Origin of the sequence: uncultured Roseovarius sp., from assembly GCF_963972555.1 — a bacterium.
Taxonomy (GTDB): Bacteria; Pseudomonadota; Alphaproteobacteria; order Rhodobacterales; family Rhodobacteraceae; genus Roseovarius; species Roseovarius mucosus.
The window spans coordinates 1-19528 of the sequence record NZ_CAXAUM010000004.1 but is presented as its reverse complement, the minus strand read 5'-3'; the positions used below and the strand labels follow the sequence as shown (position 1 = coordinate 19528).

At 62.4% G+C, this 19528-nt stretch carries 18 protein-coding genes and 2 tRNA genes; 11 read left to right on the top strand and 9 right to left on the bottom strand.

Going from position 1 to position 19528, the window contains the following annotated elements; all coding sequences use genetic code 11:
* Positions 1-90: 90 nt before the first annotated feature.
* Genes AACZ65_RS04960 through AACZ65_RS04945 form a run of 4 tightly spaced genes read right to left on the bottom strand, consistent with a single transcriptional unit; the run spans position 91 to position 4276 of the window.
* Positions 91-1083, bottom strand: coding sequence for a molybdopterin-binding protein (locus AACZ65_RS04960; RefSeq protein WP_339668528.1), 993 nt, complete (start codon positions 1081-1083; stop codon positions 91-93).
* Positions 1080-2042, bottom strand: coding sequence for an XdhC family protein (locus tag AACZ65_RS04955; RefSeq protein ID WP_339668526.1), 963 nt, complete (start codon positions 2040-2042; stop codon positions 1080-1082). The genes AACZ65_RS04960 and AACZ65_RS04955 overlap by 4 nt, the downstream gene beginning before the upstream one ends.
* 4 nt (positions 2043-2046) lie before the next feature.
* Entirely contained in the window at positions 2047-3309 is a 1263-nt protein-coding gene (locus AACZ65_RS04950; protein ID WP_339668523.1) for a VWA domain-containing protein, read from the bottom strand.
* Between the two features lie 58 nt (positions 3310-3367).
* Positions 3368-4276, bottom strand: a complete 909-nt coding sequence (locus AACZ65_RS04945) for a MoxR family ATPase (protein WP_339668521.1) — start codon at positions 4274-4276, stop codon at positions 3368-3370.
* 202 nt (positions 4277-4478) lie between these two features.
* Here AACZ65_RS04945 and AACZ65_RS04940 point away from each other — a divergent pair, with 202 nt between their 5' ends.
* From AACZ65_RS04940 to AACZ65_RS04915, 6 genes are all read left to right on the top strand, one after another.
* On the top strand, positions 4479-5429 hold the full coding sequence (locus AACZ65_RS04940) for a phosphoadenosine phosphosulfate reductase (RefSeq protein WP_339668519.1): 951 nt from the start codon (positions 4479-4481) through the stop codon (positions 5427-5429).
* 45 nt (positions 5430-5474) lie between these two features.
* Positions 5475-6512, top strand: a complete 1038-nt coding sequence (gene pyrC, locus AACZ65_RS04935; RefSeq protein WP_339668518.1) for a dihydroorotase — start codon at positions 5475-5477, stop codon at positions 6510-6512.
* 76 nt (positions 6513-6588) lie between these two features.
* Positions 6589-7266: an orotate phosphoribosyltransferase gene (locus AACZ65_RS04930; RefSeq protein ID WP_339668516.1), complete on the top strand. Its 678-nt coding sequence runs from the start codon at positions 6589-6591 to the stop codon at positions 7264-7266.
* Between the two features lie 248 nt (positions 7267-7514).
* The gene (locus AACZ65_RS04925) at positions 7515-9002 is read left to right on the top strand and encodes a replicative DNA helicase (protein ID WP_339668514.1); all 1488 of its coding nucleotides are present in this window, start codon (positions 7515-7517) and stop codon (positions 9000-9002) included.
* 88 nt (positions 9003-9090) lie between these two features.
* The gene (gene truA, locus AACZ65_RS04920) at positions 9091-9867 is read left to right on the top strand and encodes a tRNA pseudouridine(38-40) synthase TruA (RefSeq protein ID WP_339668512.1); all 777 of its coding nucleotides are present in this window, start codon (positions 9091-9093) and stop codon (positions 9865-9867) included.
* A gap of 42 nt (positions 9868-9909) precedes the next feature.
* Positions 9910-9986, top strand: a tRNA-Arg gene (locus tag AACZ65_RS04915).
* Positions 9987-10053: 67 nt separating this feature from the next.
* Here the strand turns inward: AACZ65_RS04915 and AACZ65_RS04910 are convergent.
* Positions 10054-11067, bottom strand: a complete 1014-nt coding sequence (locus AACZ65_RS04910; RefSeq protein WP_339668982.1) for a Hint domain-containing protein — start codon at positions 11065-11067, stop codon at positions 10054-10056.
* Between the two features lie 194 nt (positions 11068-11261).
* Here AACZ65_RS04910 and AACZ65_RS04905 point away from each other — a divergent pair, with 194 nt between their 5' ends.
* Together AACZ65_RS04905 and AACZ65_RS04900 are read left to right on the top strand one after the other, a co-directional pair.
* On the top strand, positions 11262-12041 hold the full coding sequence (locus AACZ65_RS04905; RefSeq protein ID WP_339668510.1) for an SDR family oxidoreductase: 780 nt from the start codon (positions 11262-11264) through the stop codon (positions 12039-12041).
* Between the two features lie 101 nt (positions 12042-12142).
* On the top strand, positions 12143-13510 hold the full coding sequence (locus AACZ65_RS04900; protein ID WP_339668508.1) for a sodium:proline symporter: 1368 nt from the start codon (positions 12143-12145) through the stop codon (positions 13508-13510).
* A 75-nt stretch (positions 13511-13585) separates the two neighbouring features.
* Here the strand turns inward: AACZ65_RS04900 and efp are convergent, their stop codons facing one another.
* The gene (gene efp, locus AACZ65_RS04895; protein ID WP_037270977.1) at positions 13586-14149 is read right to left on the bottom strand and encodes an elongation factor P; all 564 of its coding nucleotides are present in this window, start codon (positions 14147-14149) and stop codon (positions 13586-13588) included.
* Positions 14150-14366: 217 nt separating this feature from the next.
* Here efp and AACZ65_RS04890 point away from each other — a divergent pair, with 217 nt between their 5' ends.
* Both AACZ65_RS04890 and AACZ65_RS04885 read left to right on the top strand, forming a co-directional pair.
* Positions 14367-14687, top strand: coding sequence for a DUF6280 family protein (locus tag AACZ65_RS04890; RefSeq protein ID WP_037271076.1), 321 nt, complete (start codon positions 14367-14369; stop codon positions 14685-14687).
* Positions 14688-14835: 148 nt separating this feature from the next.
* Positions 14836-16302 (top strand): cobyric acid synthase, encoded by a 1467-nt coding sequence (locus AACZ65_RS04885; RefSeq protein ID WP_339668495.1) that lies wholly within the window; start codon positions 14836-14838, stop codon positions 16300-16302.
* On the opposite strand, the gene AACZ65_RS04880 is transcribed toward AACZ65_RS04885, so the two are convergent.
* From AACZ65_RS04880 to AACZ65_RS04870, 3 genes are all read right to left on the bottom strand, one after another.
* On the bottom strand, positions 16287-17102 hold the full coding sequence (locus AACZ65_RS04880; RefSeq protein ID WP_339668494.1) for a hypothetical protein: 816 nt from the start codon (positions 17100-17102) through the stop codon (positions 16287-16289). The two genes, AACZ65_RS04885 and AACZ65_RS04880, sit on opposite strands and share 16 nt — an antisense overlap.
* 72 nt (positions 17103-17174) lie before the next feature.
* Positions 17175-18581, bottom strand: coding sequence for a TolC family outer membrane protein (locus AACZ65_RS04875; RefSeq protein ID WP_339668492.1), 1407 nt, complete (start codon positions 18579-18581; stop codon positions 17175-17177).
* A 35-nt stretch (positions 18582-18616) separates the two neighbouring features.
* The gene (locus tag AACZ65_RS04870) at positions 18617-19270 is read right to left on the bottom strand and encodes a protein-L-isoaspartate O-methyltransferase (RefSeq protein ID WP_339668491.1); all 654 of its coding nucleotides are present in this window, start codon (positions 19268-19270) and stop codon (positions 18617-18619) included.
* 184 nt (positions 19271-19454) lie between these two features.
* On the opposite strand from AACZ65_RS04870, the gene AACZ65_RS04865 reads away from it, so the two are divergent.
* Positions 19455-19528, top strand: a tRNA-Cys gene (locus tag AACZ65_RS04865).

Genomic DNA, 19528 nt, shown 5'->3' with positions numbered 1-19528 from the left:
TCTCCTCATGAGACCTTAGTAGGAAAGGCCCCGCTGTCCAGTGCGACTAAAGCATGCCTCCCACGACTTGAGAACCCGGTTTCTTGCGCCTCAGCCGCGGCCACCCCGGCGCGGTTGAGGCCGGGTCGGAATTTCCTTGAGCAACCCGCCCACGCCCATTGCCGCGATCTCGGCTGCACCACAAGGCAGACCACAGGCCACCCGTGCCAGCACCCAATCGGCCCCATGCAGTACCGGGCTGCGCGCCGAGCCGGGCAGGCCGATGACAGGCCGTGCGCCCTGACGGCCGAGAAAGAGCAGGTTGCCGGGGTCCACGGGCATCCCGAACCGCTCCACCATTCCGCCGGCTGCGCGCAGCGCTTGCGGTGCGGTGTCAAAGGGGTCCGACGTGGCCGACGCGGTGAGAATCAGCACGATGTCGCCCTTGGCCCCGGTGATTGCCGCCGCCAGCGCCGCCTCCTCATGCGCACAGAGCACCGTTTCCACCATTTCCATGCCCAGCCCGGTGACACGCGCCGCAATCGCATCGCCCCCCTTGTCCCCCGGCCCGCCGGGTACATCGGTGATGATCAGGCTTGCCGTGCGATACTGCGCCACCGCCAGCCGCACCGCGCCGCGCGCGGCCTCTGCCGCCCGCTCCAGCGCCGCGCGCGGCACACCATAGGCGATGATCTTGACCGTGGCGATCATACCGCCTGCGTGGATTTGATGATGTGGCCCCACGGTGGCCAGCGTGATCATCGGATCAACGGCATTGGCCGCATGAATCGCCGCCACATCGAGACAGACCACGCCGGGCCGCTCGGCCATCAGGTTCACCCGGCCTGTAAAGGGCGCGCCGCATATCACACCGCTTGTCCCCTCGGCCAAGGCTGCGGCCAGCCCCGCTGCGGCCTCGTTCTCGTGCATATCCTCTGGATCCAGCATTGCCACCGTGACCATGCGATACCCCGCCGCGCGCAGCGCCGCGATCTGCGCGGAATCCAGAATGGCCCCCTTGCGCAGTCGCCCCGACGCCACCTGCTCGGAATGCGCAAGAATGCCCCCCTCCGCCTCTTCCAAAGGCACGGGGCCAAATCTCATGCGCCGTGCCTCAGCACGCGGGTCATCTCGGCCAGGATGCTCACCGCGATTTCGGACGGGTTCGCCGCACCAATGTTCAGCCCGACGGGGCCATGGATCCGCGCGATGTCAGCCTCGGCAAAGCCCGCCTCCTGCAAACGCGCCACCCGCTTGGCATGGGTGCGGGTCGATCCCAAGGCGCCGATGTAAAAGACCTCCGAACGCAGCGCTTCGATCAACGCCGGATCATCCAGCTTGGGATCATGGGTCAGCAGCACCAATGCGGTGCGCGCATCCAGACCAAAGGCACGCACGCCCTCGTCGGGCCAGTCATGCACCACAGTCTCGCCCGGAAACCGCGCCTCTGAGGCAAAGCTGTCGCGCGGATCGATGATCAGCGGATCATAACCCGCAATCCGCGCCATCGGGACGAGGGCCTGCGCAATATGCACCGCCCCCACGATAATGAGGCGCAAGGGCGGATTGTGAATGGCCACGAAGGTCTCGCCATCGTCCTCAAAGCCCGAACGATCCATGCGAAATCGCGCCACGTGGCCCTCGCGCTCCAGCCGCCGCCCACCCGGCCCGGTGACATAGGCCACTGGCAGCCGCGCCTCCCGTGCCAGCACCAGATCGGCCAGCAGCGCCTCGGGCATCACCGATCCGATGGGTTCCACCAACACCCGAATGGTGCCGCCACAGGCCAGTCCCACGGCGAACGCATCGCCATCCGACACGCCATACTCCAGCATGACCGACCGACCCGCCTCTATTGCGTCAAGCGCCTCGGCCACCACTGCGCCCTCGACACAGCCGCCCGACACCGATCCGGCAATCTCACCCTCCCCAGAAATCGCCAATTGGCTGCCCACACGGCGCGGCGCGCTGCCCCAGGTCTCGACCACTGTCGCCAAGGCCGCCCCCTTGCCTGCCTGATGCCAGGCCAGCGCCGTCTCCGGGATGTCGTCAAAGCGATCCATTCTCTCAACTCCCCTGCATGGCCGCCATCAGCCGTGCCTTTTCGCCACTGTCATCGCGGCGCGAGATGGCTTCGGCCAGTTCCTCCAGCGTGGCGATGGAATGGCCCGCGCGGAACGCGTCCACATGCGGCAACATCGCCTTGATCCCTTGGGCCTTGGGCGCGAAGCCTTCCCAGCGCAAGAGCGGGTTCAGCCAGATGAGCCGCCGTGCGCTGAGGTGCAGCCGCTCCATCTCGTGGCTCAGGGCCTCGGGCGCATCGCGGTCCAACCCGTCAGTGATCAAGAGCACAACCGCCCCCTGCCCCATCACCCGCCGCGACCAATCGCGATTGAAGGCATGCAGACAGGCACCGATGCGCGTGCCACCCTCCCAATCCTGCGCCTGTTTTCCGGCGGCGGCAAGGGCCGCATCCGCATCCCGCGTCGCCAATTGCCGGGTGATATTGGTCAGTCGCGTGCCAAAGGTAAAGGCATGCACCTTTGCCCAGCCCGCCCCTTTGTGATTGGCAACGGCATGGAGAAAATGCAAAACCATACGGCTGTATTGGCTCATGGAACCAGAAATATCGCAAAGCACCACGAGGTTCGGCCAACGCTCGCGTGGCTTTTGCCAATGAATCCGGCGCAACTCGCCCCCATGCCGCAGGCCTGCGCGCAGGGTCCGACGCGCATCCATCCGCGCGCCATTCGGCGCCGCCATGCCGCGCCGCGAGGCAAAGGGTTTTACCGGCAGCGTGAGCCGCGCCAACATACGCTTGGCCTCTGCCGCCTCTGCCGTGCTCATCTGCTCGAAATCGAGACGCCGCAGACGTTCCTCGCCCGACATCGTGGCGGTTGCGTCAATGTCGATCTGCACCTCGTCATCGTCGTGTTCTTCGATCTGCGGCGCATCGCGCATCACCCCGTCGAGAAGCGCCTCGGCCGCGCGCTTCTCTGCGGCCTGCGCGCTGCGGTCCTCCTGCACGCCGCGAATGGCGGGCAGCATCATTGCCATCATATGTTCCATGTAGCGCGGATCGCGCCAGTAGAGCCGGAAAATCTGCGCGAAAACCACCAGATGCTCGGGCTTGGTCACAAGACAGGCCCGCAGAGTGTAAAAGAAATCGCTCCGGCTGGAAAACCCCGCCACCGCCACCGCCCGGATCGCATCCAGCACCCGCCCCGGCCCAACCGGCAGGCCCGCCGCCCGTAGCGCGCGCGCGAAATGGGTGATGTTATGGCTCAGCTTGGGATCGTCGGGCAGGTCGAGCGGCGCGTATTCGGTCATAGCGCGACATGGGGGCGCTGCCCCCACACCCCCGAGGTATTTTGAGCCAGCTGAAACATTACGCTGGCTCCAGCCCCGCGCGCACCTCATCCAGCAGGCGCTTGGCCTCGGAGCCCTGCAATTTTGCAATATCGTCCTGATATTTCAGGATCGCTCCCAGCGTATCGGCAATCACCTCGGGGCTCAGGCTGATCACATCCAGTGCCAGCAGGCATTTGGCCCAATCAATCGTTTCCGCCACCCCCGGTTTCTTGAACAGATCCTCGGTGCGCAACCGCTGCACGAAGGCCACGATCTCGCGGCTCAACACCTCTGCCGCTTCAGGCGCGCGGGCCTGCAAAATCTCGATTTCACGTTCGAAAGTCGGATAGTCGACCCAGTGATAGAGACAGCGCCGTTTGAGTGCATCATGCACCTCGCGGGTGCGGTTCGAGGTGAGAATGACGATCGGCGGCTCTGGCGCATGGATTGTCCCCAATTCAGGGATCGTCACCTGAAAATCGCTGAGGGCCTCCAATAGAAACGCCTCGAACGGCTCGTCCGTGCGGTCGATTTCGTCGATGAGCAGCACCGGTGCGCCGCCCGGCTGCGGGCGCATCGCCTGCAAGAGCGGGCGCTCGATCAGGAACTCTTGGGTGAAAAGCTCATCCTTGAGGTGGCCGCGATCCACGCCCCCGGATGCCTCAGCGGCGCGGATGGCGATCATCTGGCCGGTGAAGTTCCACTCGTAAACCGCGCTCGCGGCATCCAGCCCCTCGTAGCATTGCAAGCGGATCAACCGCCGCCCCAGCGCCTGCGCCAGCGCCTTGGCGATCTCGGTCTTGCCTGTGCCGGCCTCGCCCTCGAGAAAGAGTGGGCGGCCCAGCGTCAGCGCCAGATAGGTCACGGTGCCCAACGCCCGACCACAGACATAATCCTGCTCCGCGAGTATGCGCTGTACCGCGTCAATGGATGTGGGGTTTTGCACGCTAAAGCCTCCGCTTGCCGCCGCCTGCAACAGAACTGCATCGCAAGTGCCCCCGGGTCAAGGGCAGCGCCCTCGCCTAATCGTGCGAGCCTTCCTTGAAAGCCCACGCTTTCTCCAAAGTTTCGCCCGATTTCACCGGCACTCTCACGTGCAACAGGCCCGCATCCGAACGGTGCCACGACGATCGAGGACTTGAGCGACCATGCAGGACAATGCCGATATCTTTGATGCCGATCTCTCCGGCCTGGATTGGGCCGCGTGGTGCGAGCGCGCCAACGAGTTGGCAGGCGATGACGGCTATGCCGAGCGCCTGGGCGACAGACACGCCGCCGTTCTGATCGAGCGCAAGCCCACGCTGCTCGTCTCCTTCGAGGCGTTTCACCGTCTGCCGACGCTCTCGCCGCAGGCCCAGCCCCTAGGCTGGGCGCTGACCAAGGCATTGGGCTGGTCGCATCTCTGCCTAATCAGCGAGCGCGACACATGGTTTCGCGACAAACGGGTCTATGGGTATTTCGACCGGCTGATCGATGATGGCTTTTTTGACGATTTCGAACAGGTGATCTTTTACGGCGCGGGTCCCTGCGGTTATGCGGCCGCGGCCTTTTCCGTGTCGGCCCCCGGTGCCAAGGTGGTGATGCTCAGCCCACAGGCGTCACTGGACCCGCGCGTCGCCGAATGGGACGACCGATTCCTGCGGATGCGGCGCGTGTCGTTCAGCGACCGCTATGGCTATGCCCCCGATATGCTCGATGCCGCCGCCGCGGCGGTCTTGCTCTACGATCCCGAGATCGAGCTTGATGCCATGCATGCCGCTCTTTTCACCCGCCCCAATGTGATGAAATTCCGCACCCGCTATCTGGGGTATCAGATCGAACCGGCGCTATTGCGCATGGGCGTGCTGTTTCGCTTGCTGGCGCAACTGAGCGCCAACCGCCTCACCCGGCTCAGCCTCGCACAGCTTTATCGCAAACGGCGCGAAGATACGCCCTATCTCGCCAGCGTGATGCAACGCCTGATGGCCGATGAGCGGGATCATCTGACCATCCTGCATTGCCGTAACGCCATCGCGCGAGGTGTGGGTGGCCCCCGCTTCCGCCGTGCCCTGCGGCATGTGCTCTCGAAATCCCCTGACAAAGACGTCGCGCAGGACTAGGCGGCCTCTGGTCTTGGCCCACGCGATTGTGTATGCGCAAGAGCCATGAGCCAGACCCTGACCCTCCGCCGCCCCGATGATTGGCACCTGCATTTGCGCGATGGCGCTATGCTGCGCGCCGTTCTGCCAGAAACCGCCCGGCACTTTGCACGCGCCATCGTGATGCCCAATCTGGTGCCGCCGGTGGTCACGGGCCAAGATGCCGCCGCCTACCGCGCGCGGATCCTGGCTGCCATGCCCGCGGACGCGGATTTCACCCCGCTGATGACCCTTTATCTCACCGAAGAAACCGACCCCGAGGATGTGGCCGCCGCCCATGCCAGCGGGCTTGTGTCAGCGGTCAAGCTCTACCCCGCCGGGGCCACCACCAATTCCGCCTCGGGCGTGCGCGATTTCGACAAGGTGCGCGCCGTGCTGGAAAAGATGGCGGAAATCGGCCTGCCGCTCTGCGTGCATGGCGAGGTGACGGACCCGAGTGTCGACATCTTCGACCGCGAGGCGGTCTTTATCGACCGCGTGCTCGACCCGGTGCGCCGCGCCACCCCCGGCCTGCGGGTGGTGATGGAACATATCACGACCTCCAATGGCGTGGACTATGTGCGCGCCCATGAGCGCGATCTTGGGGCCACGATCACCACCCATCACCTTGTGATCAACCGCAACCATATCCTCGTGGGCGGGATCAAGCCGCACTACTACTGCCTGCCTGTGGCCAAGCGCGAGGAACACCGCCTTGCCCTGCGCTCCGCCGCCACCTCGGGTGATGCGCGGTTCTTCTTGGGCACTGACAGCGCACCGCATATTGATCCGCTCAAGGAAAGCGCCTGTGGCTGCGCGGGCTGTTTCACCGCGACCAACACGATGTCAATCCTCGCGCATGTGTTCGAGGAGGAAGGCGCGCTCGCACAGCTTGAGGCGTTCACATCCCTCAACGGCCCGGCCTTCTATGGCCTGCCCGCCAATGAAACCACCCTGACTTTGACCAAGGGCGACCCGATCACATACCCCAAAAAAATCGACACCGGCGATGGGCCCGTCACCATTTTTGACCCCGGATTCACGCTCGACTGGCACGTGACCTGAGTGTCATCGTTCCTTTGATACCCCCGTCGGAGGCCTCATAACTCTCCGGCGCAGCGCCCAAACCAAGGACTCCGTCATGATCCCTGCCACCTACCCGCCCAAGGATGAAATCGCCCGCCTCACCGCCCGGATGCTGCTGGAAATCGGCGCGGTGCATTTCAACGCGGACACGCCCTTTACGCTGGCCTCGGGTCTGCCCTCACCCACCTATATCGACTGCCGCAAGCTGATTTCCTACCCGCGCATCCGCTCGACCCTGATGGATTTTCTCACCGTCACCGTGATGCGCGAGGCCGGGTTTGAGGCGTTTGACAATATCGCGGGTGGCGAGACGGCGGGCATTCCCTTTGCGGCGTTGGTGGCCGAGCGTATGGCCCTGCCCATGACCTATGTGCGCAAGAAGCCCAAAGGCTATGGGCGCAACGCCCGCATCGAAGGAGCCATGACCGAGGGACAGCGCGTTCTTCTGGTCGAGGACCTGACCACGGATGGCGGCTCGAAACTCTCTTTCGTCGATGCCATTCGCGAAACCGGCGCAACCTGCGGTCATACGGCAGTGATCTTTTACTACGGCATCTTCCCCGAGACCGAAAAAACCCTGGGCGATCATGGCGTCGCCCTGCATCACCTTTGCACGTGGTGGGATGTTCTGGCCGAGGCCCGCACGCAGGCGGTTTTCGATGCCGCAACGCTGAACGCGGTCGAGGATTTCCTGCGCGATCCACGTAAGTGGCAGGCGGCGCGCCAGAAATAATTTATCCCCAGGGGCTGAGGATAACCCACCGCTCGAATCGCCAAGCGCCTCCAGATATGGTAGGATGCTGTCATGTAGACGCAGGATACGGGCGGCCTGCAGGCGGCTTGCCCTCTATCCACCGGTTTATCCCGCCGAACGTCCACAGCTTTATACAAGTGGCGCGCGCGCCGTGCTTGGCCTAGAACTGCCGAACCAACACGACCGACACAAAACCGATAAAAAACCGACACACGGGGAACGCAGGCATGAACGAGATCACCGCTTTCAATCCGACCGGGGCCGAGATTCAATCCGCCGAAAGTGTGCCGCATTCCATCGAGGCCGAACAGCAACTCCTTGGCGCGATCCTGACCAACAACGATGTCTATGACCGCATCGCCGCCGTCATAGGGCCGCAACACTTCTACGACCCCGTGCATGCCCGCATTTTCGAGACCGCCGCCGCCCGCATCGCCAAAAATAACCTTGCCTCGCCCGTCACCCTGCGCGCCTTTCTGGAAAACGACGAAGGACTGAAAGAACTTGGCGGGCCTGCGTACCTTGCCAAACTGGCAGGTGCCGCGATTTCCACCTTTGCGGTGCGCGACTATGCGCAGATGATCTATGATCTGGCGATCCGCCGCGCGCTGATTGCCCTAGGCCATGACATCGCGGGCAAGGCCGCGCGCGTCAATGTCGACAGCGAGCCCAAAGATCAGATCGTCGAGGCCGAGCAAAAGCTCTACCAACTCGCGGAACAAGGTCAGGCCGAGAGCGGATTTCAAAGCTTTCTCAAAGCGGTAACGGACGCAGTTAACGTGGCCAACGCCGCCTATCAACGCGAAGGCGGGCTCGCAGGTATCTCGACCGGTCTGGTCGATCTCGACAGCAAACTGGGCGGACTGCACAAGTCAGATCTTCTGATTCTCGCCGGTCGCCCCTCGATGGGCAAGACCTCGCTGGCCACCAATATCGCCTTCAATGTGGCCAAGGCCTATCGCCGTGGCACCCTGACAGATGGCTCCGAAGGGGCTGTGGATGGCGGTGTCGTCGGCTTCTTCTCTCTCGAAATGAGCGCCGAGCAACTGGCAGGACGGGTGCTGGCCGAGGCGTCGGAAATCTCATCGCACAAGATTCGTCAGGGCGACATGGACGAAAGCGAGTTTCGCCGCTTTGTCGAGGCGGCCAAGACGCTCGAATCCTGCCCGCTCTATATCGACGACACTGCGGCAATCCCGATCTCGCAATTGGCCGCCCGCGCACGCCGCCTCAAGCGGACCCATGGCCTTGACCTGCTGATTGTCGACTACCTGCAACTGGTGCGCGGTTCCTCCGACAACCGGGTGCAGGAAATCGGCGAAATTTCCATGGGCCTCAAGGCGATAGCCAAGGAACTTAACATCCCCGTAATTGCCCTTTCGCAGTTGTCGCGCCAAGTCGAAAGCCGCGAGGACAAACGTCCACAACTTTCGGATCTTCGCGAATCCGGCTCGATCGAACAGGACGCCGACGTTGTGATGTTCGTGTTCCGCGAAGAGTATTACAAAGAACGCGAGAAACCGGGCGATCACGAAATGGACAAGATGGCAGAGTGGCAAGAGGCGATGTCGCGGCTGCATGGCAAGGCCGAGGTCATCATCGGCAAGCAGCGCCACGGCCCCATCGGCACGGTCGAATTGAGCTTTGAGGCGCAGTTCACCCGCTTTGGCAATCTGGTCAAACCCTGGCAGCAAGGCGGCACTCCCGACTATTGACACCTGCGCCGGATGGGGGCACTGCCCCCGGGCCCCCAAGGTATTTCGGGCCAGATGATCCCCTCCGCAGAAACAAGAACCGCCTCCCATGCCACGCTACGCTTTTCGGATCGAATATGACGGCGCGCCCTTTGCCGGCTGGCAGCGGCAGGTCGAACACCCAACGGTGCAGGGGGCAATCGAGGCCGCCTTGGCGCGGATCGAGCCCGGCCCCCACACTATCGCCGCAGCGGGGCGCACCGATGCGGGCGTGCATGCGCTGGCACAGGTGGCGCACTGCGACCTGTCGCGGGATTGGGCCACGTTTCGCCTGTCAGAGGCGCTCAATTATCATCTCAAACCCCTGCCTGTGGCGATTACAGACTGTGCGCGTGTGTCCGAAGACTGGCACGCAAGGTTTTCTGCAAACGAGCGGCGTTATCTGTTCCGCATCATGTCGCGGCGCGCGCCGGTCACGCTGGATTTCGGGCGGGTTTGGCATGTGCGGCCAAAACTGGACATCGCCGCGATGCGCGCAGGAGCGCAGCACCTGATCGGGCTGCATGATTTCACCACCTTCCGCTCGACAATCTGCCAAGCCGCGAGCCCGATCAAGACCTTGGACGAGGTCGAGATTTCCGAGCAACTTGGACCTGCAGGCACCGAGATTCATTTTCGCCTGCGCGCGCGGTCTTTCCTGCACAATCAGGTCCGCAGCATCGTCGGCACGCTCGAGCGCGTGGGTGCGGGGTCTTGGCATCCCGACCAGGTGCGCGCCGCCCTCGACGCCCGCGACCGTGCGGCCTGTGGCCCGGTCTGCCCGCCTCATGGTCTCTATCTCGCGGGGGTCGGCTATGAGCATGACCCCTTTGCCGCCCAAGATTAGGCTTTGATCTTGCGCCCTTGGCACGCTAAGAGCCTGCTCAGCGGTCCCGTAGCTCAACTGGATAGAGCACCTGACTTCTAATCAGGATGTTGGGGGTTCGAGTCCTCCCGGGATCGCCAATGACTCAGGATTTTAGATGACGGCCCTTATCCAAGCTGAAATGCGGTCATCGCGGTTCGGCTGATGTCAGCGTGTCGATGCACGCTTGAGAATATCCGCCGCATTGGGGTGATTGAGCAATGCCTGCCCAACCTCGAACTGGAGGTGGCTGGGCGCGCCCTGCCCCGTCAATTGCTGGCTCAGCGCCTCTTTCAGATCGGCAGGCAGTGCCGCAGAGGTGCGAGGATCGACCAATAGCGTCTCGGCCGCGATCCCTTCGGCATAGATGATCTGATGCCGGTCAAACAGCAGCTGCACGTAATCGACAAAGCCGCCGCTCTCACGCCGCACTGTATCACCGTTGACCAGATGCCGCGCGCGCACAAGCACCTCGGCGCGGCCCGCCCCAAGGGCGTCCGAGCGTTGATAGATGAAGAGTCGATGATCCGGGCTGACCAGCAGGTCATTTTCATTGTGCAAGGCCCCTGCCGCAATCCGAACAGGGGCGAAATCGCCCACCGCCCGCACCGTCGAATGCCCGACCCAGCGGATCGGTCGCACCCCGTCATCGCGGGTCAGGACCATGTCGCCGGGAGCCAAGGTTTCAACCCGGCGCTGTTCGCCTGTGGCCATTGTGATATGCGTCCCACGCGAAAACGACACGCAGGCCACCTGCGCAAAGCGTTGCAGCACGTTGTCAACGTCGACCCCCACCAGCGCATAACCGGTCTTGGGCCGCATCTGCGCCAGGGGCATGGCAAAAATCTCGACCATATTGCCAGCCTCGTCCACTTCGACCAACACGATCATCTCAGTGGTGCGCCCGGTACCCGACATCAGCGTGAGACAACAATCGAGATGAATTTGCGCGCCGGGGCGGCCAACGTCGGACTCTTGCGCAACGGTGAAGGGCGCCCCACCCGCCAGCGAGAGCGACAGGCGGAGTTGCCGGGCCTGCGGCTGCAGCTCGTAAACGTCATCCAGGTCGAGCTCACTCGCAAAAGACAACGCATCTCCCATGTTGGCCCCGTTGACCACGCGAAAATCCAGCCCGGTATACACGGGCAGGATGTGGTCGGAGTTGGCAAGATCAGAGGGCATGAGCGCAGGCGATCCAGACGGGGCTAGGGACATAATTTTCTTTCAGGCAGCGTAGTTTAGAATTGTGGTGCGGTGACGTCAATGTAGTGGAAAATCCATTTCCGTTCGTGGCCCGCATCAGGCCTTGTGCAAGCATCTGGCCATTCTCGCCCAGAGGGTGTTAATTCGACGTTGATGCAACAGGAGGGTGGAAGATGGATCTAGGGATCAGGGGCAAGCGGGCGCTGGTCTGCGCCGCGTCCAGGGGGCTGGGCTTGGGTTCGGCCCGGGCGCTGGCCGAGGCTGGGGTCGATCTGGTGATGAACGCGCGCGGTGCCGAGGCGCTCGAGGCGGCAGCCGCGGCCATTCGCACCGAGTTCGGGGTTAGCGTTCAGACGGTCGCGGCGGACATCACCAGCGAAACCGGGCGCACCGCCGTGCTCGCTGTGGCGCAGGACGTGGATATTCTTGTCACCAATGCCGGGGGCCCACCACCGGGGATGTGGACGGACTGGGAGCGCGAGGATTTCATCCGCGCGCTCGATGCCAACATGCTAACCCCCATCGCGTTGATCAAGGCGCTGGTGCCGGGGATGATGGCGCGCGGTTGGGGTCGGGTGGTCAATATCACCTCGCAATCGGTCAAGGCTCCTATCCCTGCGCTAGGCCTCAGCAATTCGGCGCGCGCGGGGCTAACCGGTTACGTCGCGGGCACGTCGCGCCAGGTTGCGGGCCGGGGCGTCACGATCAACAACCTGCTGCCGGGCATCCACGCCACGGACCGCGCCACCTCACTCGATCGGGGCGTATCCGAAGCGCAGGGAATCAGCATGGATGAGGCAAAAGCGCGCCGCTGCGCCGGCATTCCAGCGGGGCGCTATGGCACCGCAGAGGAATTCGGCGCGGCCTGTGCGTTTCTCTGCAGCCAGCATGCAGGCTTTATCGTGGGACAGAACATCCTGCTCGATGGTGGCGGTGTGAACGCGACGCTCTGACCCGCGCGATCACGAAACCGGGAGGCGCGCGCGTAGGCTCTGGTGCCTGAGAGAGCCGCTCATTAGCACTAAGGCATCATAACCACAGGGGAACATCTATCATGCAAGCAATGGCGATCATTGGCCTTTTCGGCTTGGTCATTTTGGGCAGCCTATTGGTCGCCCCCCGTCGCGCCACCATCGAAGGATTTTTCAGTGGCACGGGCACGGATGGCCGCGCACCCGGTCTCTGGGTGCTGGTGCTGAGCCAGGTCACGACCTGGATTTTCGCCCGTTCCCTGATGAATTCGGCGATTCTGGGTTATTTCTATGGGATCTGGGGCACGCTGGCTTATGCCGCCTACTACGGATCTTTTCTGACAGGCGGCTATATCGTGGGCCGGTTGCGCGCAGGCGGCGCGGGATCTGTGCAGGACTGGCTTGGCGCGCGCTTTGGCGCCACTGGCAAGGCCTGTTACAATCTGGTGATCGGCCTGCGGCTCTTGTCCGAAGTCTTTGCCAACCTGCTGGTGGTGGGGCTGATCTTTGCCGCTGCGATACCCGAGATGGGCGCAGCGCGCGATGCCTCGATCCTGATCGTTGCGGTGCTGGGCCTCGCCTATAGCGCCTGGGGTGGGCTCAGTGCCGCGCTGCGCACCGATGTGTTGCAGATGGTGGTGTTTCTTTTGGTTTTCGCGGCGGCCTTTGTGGCTCTGATCGTCAGCCCCGGCTTTGATCTCGGGGCCGTTTTGACCGCGCCGGGAACCTCTGGGGCGTGGAATGGTCAGGTCCTTTTGGTGGTCGCCCTGCTACAGGTCTTCTCTTACCCGGCGCATGACCCGGTGATGATGGATCGCGGCTTTATCGCCGATCCCGAAACCACACGCCGCTCGTTCCTGCATGCCTTCTGGATTTCGACACTCTGCATTATCGGCTTTGGGTTTTTCGGCATTCAGGCCGGGCTGGTCGGGGCGGAGTACGAGGGCGAGTTGATCGGCACCTGGGCCGCGATGTTCCCGGCCTGGCTCTTTGTTGCCCTTTTGGTGTCGCTCTTGATCTCGGCGCTCAGCACGCTTGACTCGGCACTGGCCAGCGCCGCACGGCTTGTGGTGGACGAACTCAGGCTTGGGCGCAGGTCGCTCGCGGGCGGGCGCGCGGCGATGGTGGCCTTCATGGTGCTGGGCACGGGCCTCACACTCTGGGGCAATCAGACGCTGTTTGATGCGGTGGCCATCAGCGGCACCGCCAGCATGTTCCTCACCCCCATTCTTATCGTAGGGCTGGTGATGGGACGGCAGATTGCGCTTTGGTCCTACCTCACGGCCTTCGGGGCAGCCATGTTCGGGGCCGCGCTCTATTTCGCACGCGGGGCAGAATGGGCCATGGCAATCCTGCCTGAGGCGCATAAATACGAACAACTGCTGATCATCTGTGTCGGCGTGTTGATCGCAGGGTTCGCCGCCGTTCTGACAGGCGCCCGCCGCGGCTGACACTTGCTTGACGAAAAAAACGGGGGCAGGCCATTGCTGGTCTGCCCCCGTCTTGTGTCCTATGGCATGGCCTGTTCAAGCGCGCTCGGAATATTCCATCGTCTCGGTGTTGACGACGATGTCCTCATCCGGGCCGACAAAGGGTGGCACCATGACCTTGACCCCGTTATCGAGGATCGCAGGCTTGAAGCTGTTGGCTGCCGTCTGTCCTTTGACAACCGGCTCCGTCTCGACGATGCGGCAGATTACCTTTTGCGGCAGCGAGGCATGCAGCGCTTCGCTCTCGTGGAATTCCACGGTGATGGTCATGCCATCCTGAAGGAACGGACGACGCTCACCCAAGAGGTCGGCGGGCAATTCGATCTGCTCATAGGTTTCAGTATCCATGAACACCAGCTTGCCATTTTCCTCGTAGAGGAATTGCTGGTCCTTTTGCTCAAGACGCACGCGCTCCACCTTGTCGGCGCTGCGGAAGCGTTCATTGAGCTTGGTGCCATTGCGCAGGTTCTTCATTTCGACTTGCGCAAAGGCGCCGCCCTTGCCGGGCTTGACATGTTCGACTTTCACAGCAGCCCAGAGGCCACCGTTATGCTCCAGTACATTACCGGGGCGAATTTCGTTTCCATTGATCTTGGGCATTGCGTTCAAACCGTGTCAAAAGGTTGATGTGAGATTGATCCTCCCTATATCTGGAGGGATGATGGGTGGCAAGACAACGAAATGTCGTGATGTGTCGGGTCGAGATATGCAAAATTCGCATAGAAGTTATGCAACTGCGCTCTATCCGAATCGCAAAAACTCCGCCATAAGGTCCGTCACGCCCAAAACGCAAGAGCAATAAGAACAAGGACGAATGATGAAGGATTTCGTTGACGGTACGGCTTTCAACGCCGAACAGGGCAACCGTGCTCGTAAACTCTTTGCGGCCGTCGTGCTGGCCGCGCTGGATGATGCCATTTCCGATGACAAGAAATATGGCAATGGCCCCGAGCAGATCGCCCGCTGGGCACGGTCTCGCGATGGCCGCGAAGTATTGTCCTGCGCCGGGATTGACCCGAATGAGCGGGTTGTGGCTGGCCTGATGGATTTCGTATCCAAGGGCGTGCGCACCTCCGTGGCCCTGTCGCGCGAGGAAAGTGAACGCCGCAATGCAGCGGCACAGGCCGAAGCCGCCTGAGCATACTTGCCTTACCAATTCGCAAAGCCCTGCCCTTTCGGCAGGGCTTTTGCATTACGGTCGGGAAAACAGGCCTTTGTGACGGAAACCAACCGGCCCCCTGCCCCGGCAAAAGGTATCAGCACAGGGTGGCAAGAGGGGCATCGCAATGACACGCGCGATCATGATCCAAGGGGCAGGCTCGAACGTGGGCAAGTCCATGCTGGTGGCCGGGCTGGCGCGCGCCTATGCCCGGCGCGGCCTGAGCGTGGCTCCCTTCAAGCCGCAAAATATGTCCAACAATGCCGCCGTGACGGTGGATGGCGGCGAAATTGGACGCGCGCAGGCGCTCCAGGCGCTGGCCGCCTACCGCGCGCCACATACCGATATGAACCCCGTCCTCCTCAAACCCGAGAGCGACATCGGCGCACAGGTCATCGTGCAAGGCCGCCGGTTTGCCACATTGCGCGCGCGCGACTACGCCCGCGCCAAACCGCAATTGCTGGCCCCCACGCTGGAGAGTTTTCACCGCCTCGCCACCACCGCTGATCTGGTGCTGATCGAAGGCGCAGGCAGCCCGGCAGAAATCAACCTGCGCGCAGGTGATATCGCCAACATGGGCTTTGCCGAGGCCGCAGGCGTTCCGGTGATTCTTGTGGGCGACATCGACCGGGGCGGGGTCATCGCGCAGGTTGTGGGCACCCAGGCGGTGCTGCCGCCCGAGGATGCCGCCCGGATCAAGGGCTTTGCCATCAACAAGTTTCGCGGCGATGTCAGCCTCTTTGACGAAGGGCTGCGCGAGATCGTGGCACGCACCGGCTGGCCCTCCTTGGGTGTGGTGCCATGGTTTTCCGATGCGTGGCGGCTTCCGGCAGAGGATGTAATGGACATCGGCTCGACCAAGGGCGGCGCGTTCAAGGTTGCAGTTCCACGCCTAAGCCGCATCGCGAATTTTGATGACCTTGACCCGCTCAGCAGCGAACCGGGCATAACCGTCGAGATCATAAGCGCAGGGACCCCCCTGCCCGGCGATGCCGATCTGGTGCTCATCCCCGGCAGCAAATCGACCATTGCCGATCTGGCGCATTTCCGGGCCCAGGGCTGGGACATCGACCTTGCCGCCCATATCCGGCGCGGGGGGCATGTGCTGGGCATCTGCGGTGGCTATCAGATGCTGGGCCATCGGATCGACGACCCCGAGGGGATCGAGGGACCGCCCGCGTCGGTCAGCGGTCTGGGACATCTCGATGTGGTCACGATCATGAAGCCGGAAAAACGGCTTGCCCTGACACAGGCCACTTATCTCGCCAGTGGCGAAACTGTCGAAGGATATGAAATCCATCTGGGGGAAACCACCGGCCCCGATTGCGCGCAGGCATGGTTGCAAGTCGGGGATCGACCCGAGGGTGCTGCCTCAATCAATGGCCGGGTGCGCGGGGCCTATCTGCACGGGCTTTTCGCCTCAGATGCATTTCGCGGGGCGTTTTTGGCGGAATTGGGCGCGCCGTCCGATCTGCACTATGTGGCAGATGTCGAGGACACGCTCGACGCCCTCGCCGCGCATCTGGAGGAGCATATGGATTTGGACCTACTCTTGTCCCTCAGCGCGGAAACCGCGGCTCAGTCGAAATCCTGACTGGTCAATGCCCTGTGAATCTCGCGGCGCACAAGCTTGCGCACATTGCGTGTGATCCGCTCGCCAAGCGCACCTTGTAGCTCTTGCCGGACGATTTCGGCCACAAGATCGCGCAGCGCCTCTTCATCCAGCACCGCGTCATCCATCAGCAGACCCTCGCCATGGTCCGCGTCTGCAGCAGGTGTCGGGCGCACCGCTTCCGCGTCTGCATCAGCATCCTGCCAGTCCTGCACATGGCGGTCCGAGGCAAGATCGTCAGCCTCGTCCCAATCGGGATCAATTGAAGGCGCAGCCTCGTCTTCGTCAACCTCTGCCTCAACCTCGTTCGTCTCAGACCAACTCAGCGCCGATGCCGCAGTATCCCCGGCGTAATCATCATCAGAGGTGCCATCCGGCTCCCACTGATCGTCCCGCCCAGCGACCACCGCCTCGAATTCCGCCGCCTGCGCGCTCAGCTCCGACGGGACATCAGGCGCGTCGTCGACCTGAGCGTCCTCTGCCTCGATACCCTCTGGGGTGCCCTCATTCTGGAACTCGGTCTCAGCCTCTGGTCCGACCGTATCAGTCCATACGCTCTGAGCCTCAGGCTCGGCAGCTTCTGCCGAGTGGGCGTGCACTTCTGCCATGGGCTCATCCACCCGCAAGGCCGGTGTCAGCACCAGACGATCCGCACCTTGCACCTCAGCCCCCTGCGGCGCGGCCACGGTTACGTTCAGGCGTTCAGACTGGCCATTCGATACCAGCCGCCTGATCGACGACAGGACATCCTCGATTTCCACATTGGTTACGGGGTCGGACATGCTCTTGTACCATTCTTGCCTATGCAGAGCTTACCGCTGCACGCCCCGCCACACAACCGATTCAAAAACTTTTCAGTTTTTTCCCAAGGCCCGCAAGACGCGGTCAAGCTTTTGACCCTGCGGACTGCTTTGGATCGGCCCATCCTTGACCAGTTCGTAATAGGCCGCCGGATCATAGGTCTGCACCCCAAGGTTCAGGTCCCGGGCCGTCAACTCACCAATCGACGCAAGCACAGAGTAGGAGGCAATCACCACATCCGCATTGGCCGAAATCAGATTGGCCTTAGCATCCAGCAGGTCCTGTTCCGCATCCAGCACGTCCAGCGTGGTGCGGGCTCCCAACGTCGCCTCTTCGCGGGTTCCATCAAAGGCCACTTGGGCGGCACGTACCGCCTCGCGGCTGGCAGTGCGGCTGGCCCGGGCGGCGCGCAGGTTGGCATAGGCGTCGCCGACATCCTGTTTGACCTGAAGTCCCGCCAGATGCAGTTGAGCCAATTGCGCGTCGCGCTGAGCCATGGCCTGACGCTGTTGCGACGTAAGACGCCCCCCGCGATAAATCGGGCCGCGCAATTCGACGCCAAGACTGCCGGTGCGCGACATGTCAGATCCGTCAATATCCTCAGACGCCCCGACACGCGCCGTAAGATTAAGCGTAGGCAACAGCGCTGCTTCAGCCGCGCGGATGTTCAACTCGGCTGCGGCAACGTTGTGCTGCGCCTGCAGAAGATCTGGATGACGACGCAGCGCTGCCGCCTTGGCGACATCGACATTCTGCCCCAGTTGCGGCAGATCGTTTGGTGTCTGCAATCTACCCGGATCGCGCCCGATCGCCTCGCGAAATTCTTCGATCGCACGAGTCAGATCGCCCTGAGCGGCCGCCAATCCGCTCTGTGCAAGTGCAACGGCGGATTCCGCCTGCGCCACATCGGTACGAGTCACTTCGCCGACCTCGAACCTATCCTGTGCGGCGCGCAATTCCTCTCGCAGCAAACGCAGGTTGTTCTGTCGCAGGTCCACGAATTCCTGATTACGGATCACGTTCATATAGGCCTGAACGCCTGTCAGCAGAACGAATTGCTCAACACTGATCAGTGTCTGGCGCGTGGCCAGCACAGTCTCTTTGGCGGATTCAGTCAAAAAATCGCTGCGCCCGAAATCGTAGAGCAAAAGGCTGCCGGTGATCCCGAGATTGAGCGCCGTCGATGTGTTGTTGCGATTGACGCCCTGTGCGCGTGTATCCGTAGAGTCGAGGGTGATCCCCGATGTCCAGTCAATGATCGGCCTCAGGCTTGCCACAGCCTGTGCCACGTTCTCATCGGCAGAACGCAAGAGGGCGCGGTTCTGGTCCAGAAGGCCACTGTTGATATAAGCACTCTTGAGCGCATCCGCGAGGGTCTCAGACTTGGCCGCGCCTGGTGCAAGGCTAAGCAGCGCCAACCCGAAAACACCGCCCAAGGCCCGCAACTTGTCTGCTCTCATGCGCCTGTCGTCCCTATTTTGCCGCGCCGCACCCCTCACAGGGTAAAGGCCGCATGCCGTTCAAATCCGCGCAGTACCGGGGCGCTCGCGTTGAAGGCGTAGCGCCAGTTGATACGCCCGTCGATCTTGTAACCGATCCGCACCACCCCAAGCGCACCCTCCATGAAAAGGCACGCCATGCGGCCTCCCTCCTTGAGTTGCGCCACGAGACCCTCAGGCAGATGTTCAACCGCCCCTTGCAACGTTATCACGTCATAGGGCCCGTGTTCCGGCGCACCGCCACCCAGCGGCCCCTCGTGCAGAACCACATTGTCGGCACCTTGCTCGGAAAGCGTGCGCTGTGCCTCGGCGACCACCGATGCCTTATCCTCAACCGCAACGACCGCCTCTGCCATGCGCGCGATCACCGCCGCCGAATAGCCGTAGACCGAGCCGACATCGAGCACGAGATCATCATTCTCAATCTCGAGCGCATCGAGCATCTTGGCCAATGTGCGCGGATCGAGCATCACCCGCCCCTCGCCCAGATCGAGATTCTCGCCCATATAGGCCGCCTCGCGCAGAGCGGTGGGAACAAACGCCTCACGGGGGACCGAGAGCATGGCGTCGATGATCGGGAATTTGGTCACATCAGACGGGCGAACTTGCGTGTCCACCATCATCGTGCGCCGCGCGGCATAGTCTGTCATGATCTAAGCTCTTAAGTTCGGAATCCTGTCGCTTTCGGTTTTCGCACAGAACCCGTTCGGCGGCAACGGCTATAGGACCCAAAGGCGCGGGACAATTTCAACTTGCAAATTGACCCTTCAAAGCCCGCTTTGCCCACTTGCGCCACCCGGCCCGATCAGATAATTCATCCCAACCACATGGAACGGCGAGTTGGCGGAGTGGTGACGCAGCGGATTGCAAATCCGTGTACAGGAGTTCGATTCTCCTACTCGCCTCCA